This is a genomic window from Pseudomonas sp. Van50 (assembly GCF_055390755.1).
In genome coordinates this window covers 4,010,037-4,026,504 of sequence record NZ_AP024343.1, presented here as the reverse complement: position 1 = coordinate 4,026,504, position 16,468 = coordinate 4,010,037, and the positions used below count along the sequence as shown (strand labels likewise).

At 62.7% G+C, this 16,468-nt stretch carries 14 protein-coding genes; 10 read left to right on the top strand and 4 right to left on the bottom strand.

Translation table 11 applies throughout. The annotated features are described in order from the left end of the window. The 9 genes from ACZ5M5_RS17005 (at position 1) to ACZ5M5_RS16965 (ending at position 12,708) form a co-directional block, all read left to right on the top strand. Entirely contained in the window at positions 1 to 3,774 is a 3,774-nt protein-coding gene (locus tag ACZ5M5_RS17005; protein ID WP_464737661.1) for a nitrate reductase subunit alpha, read from the top strand. Between the two features lies 1 nt (position 3,775). Beyond that, a complete protein-coding gene (gene narH / locus ACZ5M5_RS17000) occupies positions 3,776 to 5,314 on the top strand; it encodes a nitrate reductase subunit beta (protein WP_060742099.1) in 1,539 nt (512 codons plus the stop codon). A gap of 2 nt (positions 5,315 to 5,316) precedes the next feature. Further along, positions 5,317 to 6,072: a nitrate reductase molybdenum cofactor assembly chaperone gene (gene narJ, locus ACZ5M5_RS16995; RefSeq protein ID WP_464737660.1), complete on the top strand. Its 756-nt coding sequence runs from the start codon at positions 5,317 to 5,319 to the stop codon at positions 6,070 to 6,072. Continuing rightward, positions 6,065 to 6,745, top strand: a complete 681-nt coding sequence (gene narI / locus ACZ5M5_RS16990) for a respiratory nitrate reductase subunit gamma (protein WP_060742101.1) — start codon at positions 6,065 to 6,067, stop codon at positions 6,743 to 6,745. The genes narJ and narI overlap by 8 nt, the downstream gene beginning before the upstream one ends. Positions 6,746 to 6,755: 10 nt before the next feature. Further along, complete coding sequence (locus tag ACZ5M5_RS16985; RefSeq protein WP_464737659.1) at positions 6,756 to 7,709, top strand: peptidylprolyl isomerase; 954 nt, start codon at positions 6,756 to 6,758, stop codon at positions 7,707 to 7,709. Between the two features lie 25 nt (positions 7,710 to 7,734). Next, positions 7,735 to 8,727: a GTP 3',8-cyclase MoaA gene (gene moaA, locus ACZ5M5_RS16980; protein ID WP_464737658.1), complete on the top strand. Its 993-nt coding sequence runs from the start codon at positions 7,735 to 7,737 to the stop codon at positions 8,725 to 8,727. Positions 8,728 to 9,807: 1,080 nt separating this feature from the next. Further along, complete coding sequence (locus tag ACZ5M5_RS16975) at positions 9,808 to 11,823, top strand: ribonucleoside triphosphate reductase (protein WP_464737657.1); 2,016 nt, start codon at positions 9,808 to 9,810, stop codon at positions 11,821 to 11,823. 31 nt (positions 11,824 to 11,854) lie between these two features. Beyond that, positions 11,855 to 12,016, top strand: coding sequence for an anaerobic ribonucleoside-triphosphate reductase (nrdD, locus tag ACZ5M5_RS16970; RefSeq protein ID WP_003202433.1), 162 nt, complete (start codon positions 11,855 to 11,857; stop codon positions 12,014 to 12,016). Further along, positions 12,013 to 12,708, top strand: a complete 696-nt coding sequence (locus tag ACZ5M5_RS16965; RefSeq protein WP_060742105.1) for an anaerobic ribonucleoside-triphosphate reductase activating protein — start codon at positions 12,013 to 12,015, stop codon at positions 12,706 to 12,708. The genes nrdD and ACZ5M5_RS16965 overlap by 4 nt, the downstream gene beginning before the upstream one ends. Before the next feature lie 136 nt (positions 12,709 to 12,844). On the opposite strand, the gene ACZ5M5_RS16960 is transcribed toward ACZ5M5_RS16965, so the two are convergent. Genes ACZ5M5_RS16960 through ACZ5M5_RS16945 form a run of 4 tightly spaced genes read right to left on the bottom strand, consistent with a single transcriptional unit; the run spans position 12,845 to position 15,954 of the window. Then, on the bottom strand, positions 12,845 to 14,212 hold the full coding sequence (locus ACZ5M5_RS16960; RefSeq protein WP_060742106.1) for a 4Fe-4S binding protein: 1,368 nt from the start codon (positions 14,210 to 14,212) through the stop codon (positions 12,845 to 12,847). Continuing rightward, entirely contained in the window at positions 14,200 to 15,054 is an 855-nt protein-coding gene (locus ACZ5M5_RS16955; RefSeq protein ID WP_103310257.1) for an FTR1 family iron permease, read from the bottom strand. Before ACZ5M5_RS16955 ends, ACZ5M5_RS16960 begins: the two co-directional genes overlap by 13 nt. Before the next feature lie 22 nt (positions 15,055 to 15,076). Continuing rightward, positions 15,077 to 15,421, bottom strand: a complete 345-nt coding sequence (locus ACZ5M5_RS16950; protein ID WP_060742108.1) for a cupredoxin domain-containing protein — start codon at positions 15,419 to 15,421, stop codon at positions 15,077 to 15,079. 2 nt (positions 15,422 to 15,423) lie between these two features. Further along, entirely contained in the window at positions 15,424 to 15,954 is a 531-nt protein-coding gene (locus ACZ5M5_RS16945; RefSeq protein ID WP_103310255.1) for an iron transporter, read from the bottom strand. Between the two features lie 203 nt (positions 15,955 to 16,157). Here ACZ5M5_RS16945 and ACZ5M5_RS16940 point away from each other — a divergent pair, with 203 nt between their 5' ends. Further along, complete coding sequence (locus ACZ5M5_RS16940; RefSeq protein ID WP_060742110.1) at positions 16,158 to 16,385, top strand: DUF3079 domain-containing protein; 228 nt, start codon at positions 16,158 to 16,160, stop codon at positions 16,383 to 16,385. Positions 16,386 to 16,468 lie beyond the last annotated feature (83 nt).

The following is a 16,468-nucleotide window of genomic DNA, read 5'->3' as shown; positions in this document are numbered from 1 at the left end:
GTGAGTCATTTACTGGATCAACTGCGGTTCTTCAACCGCAAGCAAGGCGAGTTTTCAGACGGCCATGGCGAGACCCGCAAGGAGTCCCGCGACTGGGAAAACGTCTACCGTTCCCGCTGGCAGTACGACAAGATCGTGCGCTCCACCCATGGGGTGAACTGCACCGGTTCGTGCTCATGGAAAATCTACGTCAAGAACGGCCTGATCACCTGGGAAACCCAGCAGACCGACTACCCGCGCACCCGCAATGACCTGCCCAACCACGAACCACGGGGCTGCCCGCGTGGCGCGAGCTACAGCTGGTACATCTACAGCGCCAACCGGCTCAAGTACCCGAAGATCCGCAAGCCATTGCTCAAGCTGTGGCGCGAAGCCCGGCAGACCTTGCCGCCAGTGGAAGCCTGGGCCAGCATCGTCGAGAACAAGGCCAAGGCTGACTCGTACAAGAGCAAGCGCGGCATGGGTGGCTTCATCCGTTCCAACTGGGAAGAAGTCAACGAGATCATTGCCGCCGCCAACGTCTACACCGTCAAGACGCACGGCCCGGACCGGGTGGTGGGCTTCTCGCCGATCCCGGCCATGTCGATGGTCAGTTATGCCGCCGGCTCGCGTTACCTGTCGCTGATCGGTGGCGTGTGCCTGAGCTTCTATGACTGGTACTGCGACTTGCCGCCCGCTTCGCCAATGGTGTGGGGCGAGCAGACCGACGTGCCGGAATCGGCCGACTGGTACAACTCCAACTACATCATTGCCTGGGGCTCCAACGTCCCGCAGACCCGTACCCCCGACGCCCACTTCTTCACCGAGGTGCGCTACAAGGGCACCAAGACCGTGGCGATCACCCCGGACTACTCGGAAGTCGCCAAGCTCACCGACCTGTGGCTCAACCCCAAGCAGGGCACCGACGCCGCGCTGGCCCAGGCCTTCAACCATGTGATCTTCAAAGAATTCCACCTGGACAAGCCCAGCGCCTATTTCACCGAGTACGCCAAGCGCTACACCGACCTGCCAGTGCTGGTGATGCTCAAGCCGATGCTTGGCGCGGCGCCGGGCGCGGGTTACCAGCCAGACCGTTTCCTGCGGGCCAGTGACTTGACCGACAACCTCGGCCAGGAGAACAACCCGGAATGGAAAACCATCGCCCTGGATGCCAGTGGCGAACTGGTCTCGCCCCAAGGCTCCATCGGCTATCGCTGGGGCGAGAAGGGCAAGTGGAACATCCTTCCCCGCGAAGGCGGCGAGGGGCGTGAGATCGACTTCAAGCTGAGCCTGATCGGCGGCGACGTCGCCGAGGTGGCCTTCCCGTACTTCGCCGGCGAAGCCCAGGAGTACTTCCAGCATGTGGCCGGTGACGCGGTGCAGTTCCGGCGGGTACCGGTGCACAGCGTGGTGCTGGCCGACGGCAGCGTGGCGAAAGTCGCCACCGTGTTCGACCTGTCGGCGGCCAACCTGGCCATCGACCGTGGCCTGGGTGGCGCCAACGTCGCCAAGGACTACGACGACGCCTCGGTGCCCGGCACCCCGGCCTGGCAGGAGCAGATCACCGGTGTGAGCCGCGAGAAGGCGATCCAGATCGCCCGCGAGTTCGCCGACAACGCCGACAAGACCCGTGGACGCTCGATGATCATCGTCGGTGCGGCGATGAACCACTGGTACCACATGGACATGAACTACCGCGGGCTGATCAACATGCTCATGCTCTGCGGTTGCGTCGGTCAGACCGGCGGTGGCTGGGCCCACTATGTGGGCCAGGAAAAACTCCGTCCGCAATGCGGCTGGCTGCCCCTGGCCTTCGGCCTGGACTGGAACCGTCCGCCACGGCAGATGAACGGCACCAGCTTCTTCTATGGCCACAGTTCGCAATGGCGCCACGAGAAGATGAGCATGCACGACGTGCTCTCGCCCCTGGCCGACAAATCGCAGTTCCCCGAGCACGCCCTGGACTACAACATCCGCGCCGAACGGGCTGGCTGGTTGCCGAGCGCGCCGCAACTCAACACCAACCCGCTGCACATCTGCCGCGAGGCCGCCGCCGCGGGCCTGGAACCCAAGGACTACGTGGTCAAGTCGCTGCAGGACGGTTCCCTGCGCTTTGCCTGCGAACAGCCGGACAGCCCGGTGAACTTCCCGCGCAACATGTTCATCTGGCGTTCCAACTTGCTGGGCTCCTCGGGCAAGGGCCACGAGTACATGCTCAAGTACTTGCTGGGCACCAAGAACGGCGTGATGAACGAAGACATCGGCCATAGCACCGAGTGCAAGCCCACCGAAGCCGAGTGGGTCGACGAAGGCGCCATCGGCAAGCTCGACCTGGTGACCACCCTGGACTTCCGCATGTCCTCGACCTGTGTGTATTCCGACATCGTCTTGCCGACCGCGACCTGGTACGAAAAAGACGACATGAACACCTCGGACATGCACCCGTTCATCCACCCGCTGTCGGCCGCCATCGATCCGGCCTGGGAGTCGCGTTCGGACTGGGAAATCTACAAAGGCATCGCCAAGGCGTTTTCCGCCATGTCGGTCGGCCACCTGGGCGTGGAAAAAGACCTGGTCACCGTACCGTTGATGCACGACAGCGTCGGCGAGCTGGCCCAACCCTTTGGCGGCACCGACTGGAAAAGCGCCGGTGTGGCGCCGGTACCGGGCAAGAACGCACCGAACCTGCAGGTGGTGGAGCGCGACTACCCGAACATCTACAAGCAGTTCACCTCCCTGGGCCCAATGCTCGAGAAGCTCGGCAATGGCGGCAAGGGCATCAACTGGAACACCGAGACTGAAGTGAAATTCCTCGGCGAACTGAACCACAAGGAAGTCGAGGCCGGCATCAGCCAAGGGCGGCCAAAAATCGACAGCGCCATCGACGCCGCCGAAGTGATCCTGTCCCTGGCCCCGGAAACCAACGGCCATGTCGCGGTGAAAGCCTGGGCAGCGCTGTCGGAATTCACCGGTATCGACCACAGCCACCTGGCCGTCTCCAAGGAGCACGAGGCCATTCGTTTCCGCGACATCCAGGCCCAACCGCGCAAGATCATTTCCAGCCCGACCTGGTCCGGCCTGGAAGACGATCACGTCAGCTACAACGCCGGCTACACCAACGTCCATGAGTCGATCCCATGGCGCACCATCACCGGTCGCCAGCAGTTCTATCAGGATCACCCGTGGATGCAGGCGTTCGGCGAACAGCTGATGAGCTACCGGCCACCGGTCAACACCCGCACCATCGCCGGCGTCAAGGGCAAGCGCAGCAATGGCGAGACCGAGATCGTCCTGAACTGGATCACCCCGCACCAGAAGTGGGGCATCCACAGCACCTACAGCGACAACCTGCTGATGCTCACCTTGAGCCGTGGCGGGCCGATTGTCTGGCTCTCGGAAATCGACGCCAAGCGCGCCGGTATCGAGGACAACGACTGGATCGAGTGCTTCAACGTCAACGGCGCATTGACCGCCCGTGCGGTGGTCAGCCAGCGGGTCAAGGAAGGCATGGTGATGATGTATCACGCCCAGGAACGAATCGTGAACGTACCCGGTTCCGAAACCACCAAGACCCGTGGCGGCCACCACAACTCGGTGACCCGCGTGGTGCTCAAGCCCACCCACATGATCGGTGGCTACGCCCAGCAGGCCTATGGCTTCAACTATTACGGCACGGTCGGATGCAACCGCGACGAGTTCGTCGTGGTGCGCAAGATGTCCAAGGTCGATTGGCTCGACGGTTCCAGTGGCGATGATCTGCCGCGTCCACTGCCGACTGATATCGAGGAGAACTGAGATGAAGATTCGCTCACAAATCGGCATGGTCCTGAACCTGGACAAATGCATCGGCTGCCACACCTGCTCGATCACCTGCAAGAACGTCTGGACCAGCCGCGAAGGCATGGAATACGCCTGGTTCAACAACGTCGAATCCAAGCCGGGCATCGGCTATCCCAAGGAGTGGGAAAACCAGGACAAGTGGAAGGGCGGCTGGGTCCGCAACGCCGACGGTTCGATCAACCCGCGCATCGGCGGCAAGTTCCGCGTGCTGGCGAACATCTTCGCCAACCCGGACCTGCCCAGCCTGGACGATTACTACGAACCGTTCGACTTCGACTACCAGCACCTGCACACCGCGCCACTGGGCGAGCATCAACCCACCGCGCGCCCGCGTTCGCTGGTGTCTGGCAAGCGCATGCAGAAAATCGAATGGGGCCCGAACTGGGAGGAAATCCTCGGTACCGAGTTCGCCAAGCGGCGCAAGGACAAGAACTTCGACAAGATCCAGGCGGACATCTACGGCGAGTACGAAAACACTTTCATGATGTACCTGCCGCGCCTGTGCGAGCACTGCCTGAACCCGGCGTGCGCGGCATCGTGCCCGAGCGGCGCGATCTACAAGCGCGAGGAGGACGGCATCGTCCTGATCGACCAGGAGAAGTGCCGCGGCTGGCGCATGTGCATCAGCGGCTGCCCGTACAAGAAGATCTATTTCAACTGGAAAAGCGGCAAGTCGGAAAAATGCATCTTCTGCTACCCGCGCATCGAAGCCGGGATGCCGACGGTCTGCGCTGAAACCTGCGTCGGCCGGATCCGTTACCTCGGCGTGCTGCTGTATGACGCCGACCGCATCAGCGAAGTGGCGAGCACCGCCGATGAGAAGGACTTGTACGAGAAGCAACTGGAGATTTTCCTCGACCCCAACGACCCGGCGGTGATTCGCCAGGCCTTGGCCGATGGCGTGCCACAGTCGGTGATCGACTCGGCGCAACGCTCGCCGGTCTACAAAATGGCCGTGGATTGGAAACTTGCGCTGCCGCTGCACCCGGAATACCGCACCTTGCCAATGGTCTGGTATGTGCCGCCACTGTCGCCGATCCAGAACGCTGCCGCCGCCGGTACCGTGGGCATGAACGGGGTGATCCCCGATGTCGACAGCCTGCGCATTCCGCTGCGTTACCTGGCGAACATGCTCACTGCCGGCGACGAAAAACCGGTCAAACGCGCCCTCAAGCGTCTGTTGGCGATGCGGGCCTACAAGCGCTCCGAACAGGTCGATGGCGTGCAGGACCTGCAAGTGCTGGCCGACGTCGGCTTGAGCGTGAACCAGGTGGAAGAGATGTACCGCTACCTGGCCATCGCCAACTACGAAGACCGTTTCGTCGTACCGAGCGCCCACCGTGAAGACGCCATGAGCGATGCGTTCGCCGAACGCTCCGGTTGTGGTTTCAGCTTCGGCAGCGGCTGCAGCGGCAGCTCCGACACCAACATGTTCGGCGGCAAGAAGGCCAATCGTCGCGACGTGATCAAAACCGTGCAGTTGTGGGAGGAATGAACATGCGCATTCTCAAGGTGATTTCGTTGCTGCTCGATTATCCGACCGAGACCCTGGTGGCCGCTCGCGACGAGCTGGAGCAGGCCATTGCGCAAGCACGGGAAATCAGTCCCCAGCAGCGCGCCGGGCTGTTCGAATTGCTGGAAGTGATCTGCGGCAAGGACTTGATGGACGGCCAGGAACACTACGGCGCGCTGTTCGGCCGGGGCCGTTCGCTGTCGCTGCTGCTGTTCGAACATGTCCACGGTGAGTCCCGTGATCGGGGCCAGGCCATGGTGGACATGATGGCCCAGTACGAAGAGGCTGGTTTCGCCATCGGCGTCAAAGAGTTGCCTGACTACATCCCGCTGTACCTGGAGTTTCTCTCCACCCGCGAAGACCTCGAGGCCCGCGAGGGCCTGGCGGATGTGGCGCACCTGCTGGCCTTGCTCGCGGCGCGCCTGGACGAGCGTGAAAGCGTCTACGCCAGTTGCTTCCGGGCCTTGTTGCAAATCGCCGGGGCCGAACCCCAGGTGGCGGTGGCCGAGTTGCGTGAGCAAGTGAAGGCCGAGCCCCGGGACGACTCCCTCGAAGCCCTGGACAAGATCTGGGAAGAAGAGCAGGTGGATTTCATGAAGGCCGAACAGCAGGACCGTTGCAGTTCACTGCCCAGCGCGCCAGGCAAGGCGCGGGACGAAAGTGCAGTGCCGTTGCACTGGGTGGATTTTCAGCATGAAGGGCGGGCCGCAGCGCCAGCCGGGGAGGTGGGCAATGTCTAAATGGGATCTGTTGTTGTTCGGGGTCTACCCCTATGTCGCTTTGGCGATTTGCCTGCTCGGCAGCTGGGCACGGTTCGACCTGTCCCAGTACACCTGGAAAGCCGGTTCCAGCCAGATGCTGAACAAGCGCGGCATGCGCGTGGCGAGCAACCTGTTTCACGTTGGCGTGCTGTTCGTGTTGGCCGGGCACTTCGTCGGCCTGCTGACGCCGGCGGCGATCTACCACCATGTGCTGAGCACTGAGAACAAGCAGTTGCTGGCGATGGTTTCCGGTGGGTTCTTCGGCGTGCTGGGCCTGATCGGCCTGGTGATGCTGCTCAACCGCCGCCTGACCGACCCACGGGTGCGCGCCACCTCCAATGTCTCGGACATCCTCGTGCTGGTGGTGTTGCTGGTGCAACTGGTGCTGGGGCTGATGACCATCGTCGCATCCACCGCCCATATGGATGGCTCGGTGATGGTGATGCTGGCCGACTGGGCCCAGAACACTGTGCTGTTGCGGCCGGTGGAAGCCGCTACCGCGATAGCGCCGGTGGGCCTGGTCTACAAGCTCCACGTGGTGCTGGGCCTGACCCTGTTCGTGCTATTCCCGTTCACCCGTCTCGTGCACATCGTCAGTGCGCCGGTCTGGTACCTGGGACGTCGTTATCAAATCGTTCGGCAGAAGTTCTGAGGAGAAGATCATGGCGAGTGGATGCGGATGTGGCGGTGGTAGCGGTGGCGGTGGTTGCGGTTCCTCGGCAAAAGTGCCGCCGGTGGTCGATGTGGAGCCCCTAGGGGCGGTGCAGTTCGAGCCGGCCCAGGCCGGGCCGGTGGTGGAAGATCAAGCGCCAGAGTTGATTGCCAGCAGTGAGCAGGAGTGGCCGATCATCAGCGTCAACGGGGTGTCGATCACCCCGCAGGCGATGGCCCAGGAGCTGCAATATCACCCGGCCGACAGTCGCGAGGACGCGGTGTACCAGGCCGCTCGGGCCCTGGTGATCCGCCAATTGCTCCAGCAGCGTATCGCCGAGCTGGGCCTGGCGTTGCAGGTCGGTGCCGGTGAAAACGAAGAAGAGGCAGCCACGCGGCTGTTGCTCGAACGCGAGGTGCAGGTGCCGCAGTGTGACGAGGCCACCTGCCTGCGTTACTACGAAAGCAACCGGGCGCGCTTCCACAGCGCGCCGTTGCTGGCGGTGCGGCACATCCTGCTCGAATGCGCGCCGGACGATGCCGAGGCCCGCAGCCTGGCCCATGTCCAGGCCGAGTTGCTGCTGGAGCGGCTGGACCAGTTCCCGGGCAGCTTCGCCGAGCTGGCGCTGAAGTATTCGGCGTGTCCGTCCAAGGAGCAGGGCGGGTCGCTGGGGCAGATCAGCAAGGGCCAGACCGTGCCTGAACTGGAGCGCCAATTGTTCACCCTGCCGGCGGGCCTGGCGGGCAAGCCGCTGGAAAGTCGCTACGGCTGGCATGTGATCAGCATCGACCAGCGCATCGATGGCCAGCCGTTGCCGTATGAGGCCGTGGCGACAGCGATTCGTACGCAGTTGCAGCAGGGCGTTTGGCAAAAGGCGCTGGTGCAATACCTGCAAACCCTGATCGGTGCGGCGGATATTCGCGGTATTCACCTTCAGGGCGCCGACTCGCCGCTGGTGCAGTGAGCACAGGTTCAATCGGGAGATTTTCATGAACGCGGTGTTGCAGGACGGATTTGGGCGCCAGATCGATTATTTGCGGATGTCGGTGACCGATCGTTGTGATTTTCGTTGTGTGTATTGCATGGCGAAAAACATGACCTTCCTGCCGCGTCAGCAAGTCTTGACCCTGGAAGAATTGCAGCGCCTGGCGCGGCTGTTCGTCGGCCTGGGGGTGAAGAAAATCCGCCTGACCGGTGGCGAGCCACTGATTCGCCCGGGCATCGTTGGGTTATGTCGCGAGATCGCGGCGCTGCCCGGCCTGCGGGAGCTGGTGATGACCAGCAATGGCTCGCAGTTGGGGCGACTGGCCCAGCCGCTGGTCGAGGCCGGGGTCAAGCGCATGAACATCAGCCTCGACAGCCTGGACGGGGAGCGTTTTCGGGCAATCACCCGTAACGGCAACCTCGATCAAGTGCTGGCAGGGATTGAAGCGGCGAAGGTCGCCGGGTTCGAGCGGGTCAAGTTGAATTGCGTGGTGATGAAAGGACGCAACTTCGATGAGGTCCCGGCGCTGGTGCAGTACGCCATCGATCAACGCATCGACATCAGTTTTATCGAGGAGATGCCGTTGGGGGAGGTGGGGCGTTCCCGGGGTGAGTCGTTCTGTTCCAGCGATGAGGTCCGGGCGGAGATCGCTCGCCATTATCGCCTGCTCGACAGCGCCGAGAGCAGCGGCGGGCCGGCGCGCTATGTGCGCCTGGAGCGTCATCCGGATACCCGGATCGGTTTCATTTCGCCCAACACCCATAACTTCTGCGCCAGTTGCAACCGCGTGCGCATGACTGTCGAAGGGCGCTTGCTGTTGTGCCTGGGGCAAGAAGACTCTCTTGACCTGCGTGGCTTGCTGCGACGTTATCCGCTGGACGATCAACCGGTGATCCAGGCGGTGCAGCAGGCGTTGCGCGGCAAGCCATTGCGGCATGACTTCAACCCGGGTGGGGAGGTGCAGATTGTGCGGTTCATGAATATGAGTGGGGGGTAAGGGTTTACGCGGACCCCGTGGCGAGGGAGCTTGCTCACGCTGGGTTGCGTAGCAGTCCTGTTCTGGGTGCTGGGGTGCTGGGGTGTTGGGGTGTTGGGGACATATCCGTTTCTGCGGTAACGGCCACTTAGGGTTCCGCCCTGACGGCGGGTCACTTTCGAAAAGCGCGAAAGTAACCAAAGCGCTCATGCCCCACCACTCGGCACCTCGCCTAGGCTCGGTGTGCCCTCACTCCGGCATTGCTCCGTGGGCCGCCGCGAAGGGCCATCCATGGCCCAGCGCGGCTATCCCGGCATCCATGCCGGGATGCCCACTCCACAATGCCTGCGTTCGGCCATCGTGGTTAACGGGGCGCCGAAATCAACGACCACCGCGAGGCGGCCTTATAGCCGACCTGACTCTCACAGTCATACCCCGATCCAACTGTGGGAGCGAGCCTGCTCGCGAAGGCGGCCTGCCAGCCGACCTGATTCTCACGGTCATACCCCGATCCAACTGTGGGAGCGAGCTCGCTCGCGAAGGCGGCCTGCCAGCCGACCTGACTCTCACGGTCATACCCCGATCCAACTGTGGGAGCGAGCCTGCTCGCGAAGGCGACCTGCCAGCCGACCTGGTTCTCACGGTCATACCCCGATCCAACTGTGGGAGCGAGCTTGCTCGCGAAGGCGGCCTTATAGCCGACCTGACTCTCATGGTCATACCCCGATCCAACTGTGGGAGCGAGCCTGCTCGCGAAGGCGGCCTGCCAGCCAACCTGGTTCTCACGGTCATACCCCGATCCAACTGTGGGAGCGAGCCTGCTCGCGAAGGCGGCCTGCCAGCCAACCTGGTTCTCACGGTCATACCCCGATCCAACTGTGGGAGCGAGCTTGCTCGCGAAGGCGGCCTGCCAGCCAACCTGGTTCTCCCAGCCATACTCCCATCCCCTTGTGCGAGGCGCATTGCTCCTTTCCAAGCGGGTTGGTCGTCGCCCCCGATTCTTGATATCGATCAATTGCAACTCGATCATTTGGCCGTACTCTCCACTGCATATTGTGTTTTTACAAATTAAAAAGCCTATATGTAGTGTCTGGAGCCAAAATGCAGAGCACGTTGATCTCAGTAGGGTGTAACCGCTTGCACAAGCGCGATGGCAGTGTGGTCGCCTTTGATGCGGACAAGATCCGCCAGGCGCTGATCGCCGCCGGCAAGGCCACCGGTGAGTATGCCGAAGCCGAGGCCGAAGGGTTGCTCGAGGCGGTATTGGCACGGCTGGAAGGGCAGTCGCGGTTGAACGTCGAGCAGATCCAGGACCGCGTCGAGCGCGTTCTGATGGACGCCGGGTATTTCCTGTCCATGCGCGCCTACATCGTCTATCGCGAGCAACACGGACGCCTGCGTCGGGATCGTCGTACGCTGGTGGAAGTCGCCACTTCGATGAACGAATACCTGGATCGCGAAGACTGGCGCGTGCAGGCCAACGCCAACCAGGGCTATTCCCTCGGCGGGCTGATCCTCAACGTATCGGGCAAGGTCACCGCCAATTACTGGCTCGACGAAGTCTACAGCCAGGCCATCGGCGAGGCGCATCGCGAGGCGGACCTGCATATCCACGACCTGGACATGCTCGCCGGCTACTGTGCCGGCTGGTCCTTGCGCACGCTCTTGCATGAAGGCCTCAACGGCGTGCCAGGGCGGGTCGAGGCCGGGCCGCCCAAGCACCTGAGCAGCGCCCTGGGGCAGATGGTGAATTTCCTCGGCACCCTGCAAAACGAATGGGCCGGCGCCCAGGCGTTCAGCTCGTTCGACACCTACCTGGCGCCCTATGTGCGCAAGGATCGGCTCAGCTACGACCAGGTTCGCCAGTCGTTGCAGGAGTTCATCTACAACCTCAACGTGCCGTCGCGCTGGGGCACGCAAACCCCTTTCACCAACCTGACGTTCGACTGGGTCTGCCCCCAGGACCTGCGCGAACAGGTCCCGGTCATCGGCGGTGAAGAGATGCCGTTCGCCTACGGTGACCTGCAAGCGGAAATGGAACTGATCAACCGCGCCTACATCGAGGTGATGCAGGCTGGCGATGCGAAAGGGCGGGTGTTCACCTTCCCGATCCCGACCTACAACATCACCCATGACTTCCCGTGGGACAGCGAGAACGCCGACCGGCTGTTCGAAATGACCGCCCGCTACGGCTTGCCGTATTTCCAGAACTTCCTCAACTCGGACATGCAACCCAACCAAGTGCGGTCGATGTGCTGCCGCCTGCAACTGGACGTGCGCGAGCTGCTCAAGCGCGGCGGCGGCCTGTTCGGCTCGGCGGAGCAGACCGGGTCCCTGGGCGTGGTGACGATCAACTGCGCGCGCCTGGGCTACCTGTACAAAGGCAACACCAGCGGGTTACTGCAACGCATCGATACCCTGATGGAACTGGCGAAAGAGAGCCTGGAGGTCAAGCGCAAGGTCATCCAGCATCACATGGATGCCGGTTTGTACCCCTACACCAAGCGCTACCTCGGCACGTTGCGCAACCACTTCTCCACCATCGGCGTGAACGGCCTGCATGAAATGCTGCGCAATTTCACCGACGACCAGCAAGGCCTGCACACCGAGCAGGGCCGGGCATTCGCCCTGAAACTGCTGGATCACGTGCGGGCCACGTTGCTGCGTTTCCAGGAGGAAACCGGCCACCTCTACAACCTCGAAGCCACGCCCGCCGAAGGCACCACGTACCGCTTCGCCAAGGAAGACCTCAAGCGCTACCCGGATATCCTGCAGGCTGGCAGCCCGGTCGCGCCGTACTACACCAACTCGTCGCAACTGCCGGTGGGCTTCACCGACGATCCGTTCGAAGCCCTGGAGTTGCAAGACGAACTGCAGTGCAAATACACCGGCGGGACCGTGTTGCACCTGTACATGGCCGAGCAGATTTCCTCGACACAGGCCTGCAAGCAACTGGTGCGCAAGGCCCTGGGACGTTTCCGCCTGCCGTACCTGACCATCACACCGACCTTTTCCATCTGCCCGGTGCACGGCTACCTGGCCGGCGAACACGAGTTCTGCCCCAAATGCGACGAGGCCTTGCTGCTGCAACAGCAGTTGGCAGGCAGCGTTCACTGATCCGATCCATCGACCGCAAGGAGCTTCACCCATGAATGCATCACAAAGCCTTCCACAAGCACAGCGTCAACGTTGTGAAGTCTGGACCCGGGTGATGGGGTATCACCGCCCGGTGGCGGCCTTCAACCCCGGTAAGCAATCCGAGCATCGTGAGCGGGTGCACTTCACCGAACGCGCGGCCGGGCGTCCATGAGTCGAGTGCTACGGGTTGGGGGCATGGTGCCCCTGACCACCCTCGATTATCCGGGCCAACTGGCCTGTGTGCTGTTTTGCCAGGGGTGTGCCTGGCGTTGTCGTTATTGCCATAACCCGCAACTGATCCCGCCACGCGGCAGCGAGGAGGTGGATTGGTGTCGGGTGTTGGCGTTCCTGCAACGCCGTCAGGACCTGCTCGACGCCGTGGTGTTCAGCGGCGGCGAGCCGACCTTGCAGGACGGCCTGGCGCCGGCCATGGAGCAAGTGCGGCAGATGGGTTTTCGCATCGGCCTGCACAGCGCCGGCATCAAGCCGGCGGCCTTCGCCAAAGTGGTCGGGCTTGCCGACTGGGTGGGGTTCGACATCAAGGCCTTGCCCGAAGATGCCCTGGAGGTGACCCGGGTCGAAGGCAGCGGCGCCGCCAACTGGCGCAGCCTCGACCACCTGCTGGACAGCGGCGTTGATTATGAATGTCGCACGACGGTGCACTGGCATCTGTTCGACCCCGAACGCCTGTTGACCCTGGCCAGACGCTTGAGCGAACGCGGTGTCAACCGGTTTGCCGTGCAACTGGTGCGCACCGCGCGGATGCTCGACCCGCATCTTTCCAGTGTCTCGGCGCAGGCCTCGCAGCCGGAGCTGTGGGCCACGATGCGCGAGTTGTTTCCTTCGTTCGTGTTGCGTAGTTGAGGGATTGCAGGTTTGAGTGCCTGCCTGCCAAACCCCTGTGGGAGCGAGCTTGCTCGCGATAGCGGTGGGTCAGCTGCAGTGATGTTGGCTGTGCAACGTCATCGCGAGCAAGCTCGCTCCCACCGGATTTAGTGTGTTACCACCCCCAAAACTGCAACCACCACCCATAACCCACCAGACCGCTGGCCACTATCAGGCAGGCCATGGCGGGCAGTCGCTGAACGGGCGATGCAGACGTCTGTTCCAGGCGTTTCCAACCCAGCCACAGGCTCCAGGCTATCGCCGCCACCAACAATCCGGCTCGAGCCGGTTGCACCCACTCGAGCAACAACCCTTCATAGCGCAGTAACTTGACGGTGGTGGCCGACAGGCCGAGGAACAGGCCTGCGCCGCCAAGGGGCGTCAGGGTGACGGCTAGGGGCAAATACTCTGCGCAATCGCCGGCGAGTCGTGCCGCCAGGCGCATCAGCAGCATCAGCGAAGTCCCCAGCAACAGGGCACTCATGCCCAGATACGCGACGATGCAGAAGCCATCGAGCCAGCTGAAGCTGTCGTTGAGTTGCGGATAGTGCGTCAGCAGCCACCAGGGCGCGTTGTCTTGCAGCGGCCAGAACCGGTCGTGTGCCACCAGCCATTGCGCCAGTGCCTGCTTCAGGGTGATGAACCAGGGGCTGACGGTCCATTGAAAGGCCCCCATGGCCAGGCCGATGACGCCGAACAGCAGCAAGCGCACATCCCAGGGCGAGAGCGTGGTGGGCGTTGACTGAAGGATTTCCTGGTTGCTGGAGCGGGCGATCAGGCGCACCGCATCGCGCTGGCCGCTGCAGCGACCACAGGCGTGGCAATCGGTGGCGCCGCGCATTCGGCGGATGTCCAGCAAGGGCGCGCAGTTGGGTGCGGGGCGACGCGGCGCAGGGTTTTCCAGCCAGCGTTGTTCGTCTACTTGAAAGTGCATCGGTGCCAGGCGGGCGAGGAGGGCGAAGACGCCACTGACCGGACACAGGTAACGGCACCACACTCGCTTGCCACGGGCGAACAGCAGGCCAACGATCACTGCCGCGACGGTCGAGCCACCCAGGATCAGCAGCGCCGCCTGGGCATAGTCGTAGACGCTGATGAGTTGGCCATAAATCGTCGTCAGGCAGAACGCCAGGGTCGGCCAGCCGGCCCAGCGGACGCTTCTCGGCACACCCAGGCCTTTGCCGTAGCGACTGGCCCATTCACTCAAGGCGCCTTCGGGGCACAGCACGCCACACCAGAGCCGACCGAACAAGACGATCGAGAGCAATACGAACGGCCACCACAGGCCCCAGAACAGGAACTGCGCCAACAGCGTGAGGTTGTCGAACAGGTGCGCCTGACTGCTGGGCAATGGCAACAGGGCGGGTATCACCAGCAGCACCGCGTAGAACAGCACCACCGCCCATTGCACGGCACGAATGGTCGCGCCGTGGCGCCGCATGCCGTCGCCCAGGCGCTGGAGCCAGGGGTTCAGGTGGGGCATGGCAGGTTTTCCTCCTTGGGTGTCCGCAACCATCCTGCGACGGCCAGCCAATAGCCAAGCCATACCAGCAAGGTCAGCGCGCTGGGACTGGCGCGATACCCGGCGAAATCGGCGAGGAATCCGCCCAGGCCATGGCCGTCGTCCAGTATCGCGCTACTGTTCCACAGTGCATCGCCAATGCCACGGTACACCGGCTCGGGCCAATCCATCGCGAGCAATTGCCCGCCGATCCGCTCGATGCCGCTGACCAGCAACGCCGCACCCAACAGCAGCAGGATCGCTTCGCTGATGGCGAAGAAACGCCGCCAGGAGATGAACCGGCGACTGCCGTGGAGCAAGGAAACGCTCAACAGCGCCAGCACCAGGCCAGCGATTGCACCCACGGCGAACAGGCCCAGTGACGGCCCTTGCAAGCGGGCGCCGGCGCCGTACAGGAAGACCACGGTTTCACTGCCTTCGCGGCTGACCGCCAGTAACGCCAGCACCATCAGGCCCAGGCCACCCTGGCGGTTCAGGCGCTGGTCGGCTTGGCGCGACAGGTCCTGCTTCAGTGTCCCCGCGTTGCGATGCATCCAGCCGACCATTTGCACGATCAACAGACTCGCGATCAACGCCAGCGAAGCCTGGAACCATTCATTGGCGCTGCCGCTCATGGCTTCGCCAGCCAGCAGGATCAAACCGGCCAATACGCCCGACAACAGCAAGCCGAGCAGTGCGCCGCTCCATAGGTACCGCAACAGATGGCTGGCCTGTTGTTGCCGGCTGACCCAGGCCTGGAGGATACCGATCACCAACAACGCCTCGACGCTTTCGCGCCAGACAATAAACATCGATTGAGTCATGCAAATGCCTCCTGCAGGCCGATCATTGGGCGAGAATCCCGCCCTCGGGCAGTTGCGGGTTGAATTCATCGAAAAACGGATAGTGCCCGGGGCGCAGCGGATGGATGACCACGAAGGTCGTGACGCCGGGCGAGAGCACTTTTTCGACGCGCAATGGCGTGCTTTCGAATTCCGCCGGACCCTGGCCGACATTCTTCAGCACGATCTTGAAGCGTTGCCCGGCCGGCACTTCCAGCTGCGACGGCGTGAAATGCCCGTCGCGCATGCTCAACTCATAGGTGGGCAGTTCGGCCTGGGCGATTGACGGCAGCAGCAGACCGGCCAGCATCAGCCAGGCCAGGCATGACGGCCAGGATCGGCGGCGCATGTTCAGTACCCGCCTTTTTTACCGATCCCGGCGTAGACGAATTCGTAATGCAGCTCGCAGCGTTCGAACCACGGCGCCACGCCGGTTTCCTTGTCGGTATGACGACCGAGGGACCCGTGGCCACCCGGTGGCAGGACGGTGAAGGTCAATTGGTATTTGCCAGGGCCGAGCAGCTTGACGTTGTCGCCGTAGTGCGGCCCGTCATTGGCGACCATGGCGTGGAAGTCGCCCTTGAGCTCGGTGTCGTTGCCTTGTTTCTTCAGCTGGAACGACACGTTGAGATAGGGTACGAAACTGCCTTCCTGAAAGCCTTGCTGGTTGTCCGCCGTGGCGCGGATGTCGGCTTCCAGGTGCACATCCGAATCTGCGGTGGCGCGCATCATGCCGGCGGGGGCCATTTCGATCGGTTGTAGGTACACCGCACCGACTTCCAGCCCCGGGCACAGTTGCGGTTCGCCGATGGGGTATTCCTTGGCTTGGGCCAGCGGTGCGAGTAACAGCAGGGCGAGGGACAACGGAGCAGCGGGGCGCATGATGACTTCCTGGTTGGCTAAATGATGGCGCCGAGTCTAGGAAGCTTCGCTGCGAATAATAATGATTCTTGTCAATTTTCAACGCGAAATTTTGCTCGGGGAGCATTTGTTGCTCGCGCGCGGCTGTTCTTGATCGGCATCAAGGGTGGCGCTGTCCCGACGGGGTAGGGTACGGGCACACCCATCTGTTATGCGGGGGCGCCATGGCAAAGCCTTTTCCCATCAGTCCCAAACATCCCGAGCGCATTTGCTGGGGCTGTGATCGTTACTGTCCGACCACTGCGTTGGCCTGTGGGAATGGTGCCGATCGAACCATGCACCCGGCCGAGATGATTGGGGACGATTGGTACCTGCATGGTGATTGGGGGCTGGAGCTGGTCGATATTACCGCCAAGGTCATCGATCCCAGCGCCACTCACATGAAGGAATGAAGCAACCCTGTGGCGAGGGAGCTTGCTCCCGCTCGGGTGCGCAGCGCCCGCAAAATCTTGGGGCCGCTGCGCGACCCAGCGGG

Bases quoted from the DNA above. Each gene is read 5' to 3' on its own strand.
- narH (WP_060742099.1), top strand. From the start codon at position 3,776: ATGAAGATTCGCTCACAAATCGGCATGGTCCTGAACCTGGACAAATGC.
- narJ (WP_464737660.1), top strand. From the start codon at position 5,317: ATGCGCATTCTCAAGGTGATTTCGTTGCTGCTCGATTATCCGACCGAG.
- narI (WP_060742101.1), top strand. From the start codon at position 6,065: ATGTCTAAATGGGATCTGTTGTTGTTCGGGGTCTACCCCTATGTCGCT.
- ACZ5M5_RS16985 (WP_464737659.1), top strand. From the start codon at position 6,756: ATGGCGAGTGGATGCGGATGTGGCGGTGGTAGCGGTGGCGGTGGTTGC.
- moaA (WP_464737658.1), top strand. From the start codon at position 7,735: ATGAACGCGGTGTTGCAGGACGGATTTGGGCGCCAGATCGATTATTTG.
- ACZ5M5_RS16975 (WP_464737657.1), top strand. From the start codon at position 9,808: ATGCAGAGCACGTTGATCTCAGTAGGGTGTAACCGCTTGCACAAGCGC.
- nrdD (WP_003202433.1), top strand. From the start codon at position 11,855: ATGAATGCATCACAAAGCCTTCCACAAGCACAGCGTCAACGTTGTGAA.
- ACZ5M5_RS16965 (WP_060742105.1), top strand. From the start codon at position 12,013: ATGAGTCGAGTGCTACGGGTTGGGGGCATGGTGCCCCTGACCACCCTC.
- ACZ5M5_RS16960 (WP_060742106.1), bottom strand. From the start codon at position 14,212: ATGCCCCACCTGAACCCCTGGCTCCAGCGCCTGGGCGACGGCATGCGG.
- ACZ5M5_RS16955 (WP_103310257.1), bottom strand. From the start codon at position 15,054: ATGACTCAATCGATGTTTATTGTCTGGCGCGAAAGCGTCGAGGCGTTG.
- ACZ5M5_RS16950 (WP_060742108.1), bottom strand. From the start codon at position 15,421: ATGCGCCGCCGATCCTGGCCGTCATGCCTGGCCTGGCTGATGCTGGCC.
- ACZ5M5_RS16945 (WP_103310255.1), bottom strand. From the start codon at position 15,954: ATGCGCCCCGCTGCTCCGTTGTCCCTCGCCCTGCTGTTACTCGCACCG.
- ACZ5M5_RS16940 (WP_060742110.1), top strand. From the start codon at position 16,158: ATGGCAAAGCCTTTTCCCATCAGTCCCAAACATCCCGAGCGCATTTGC.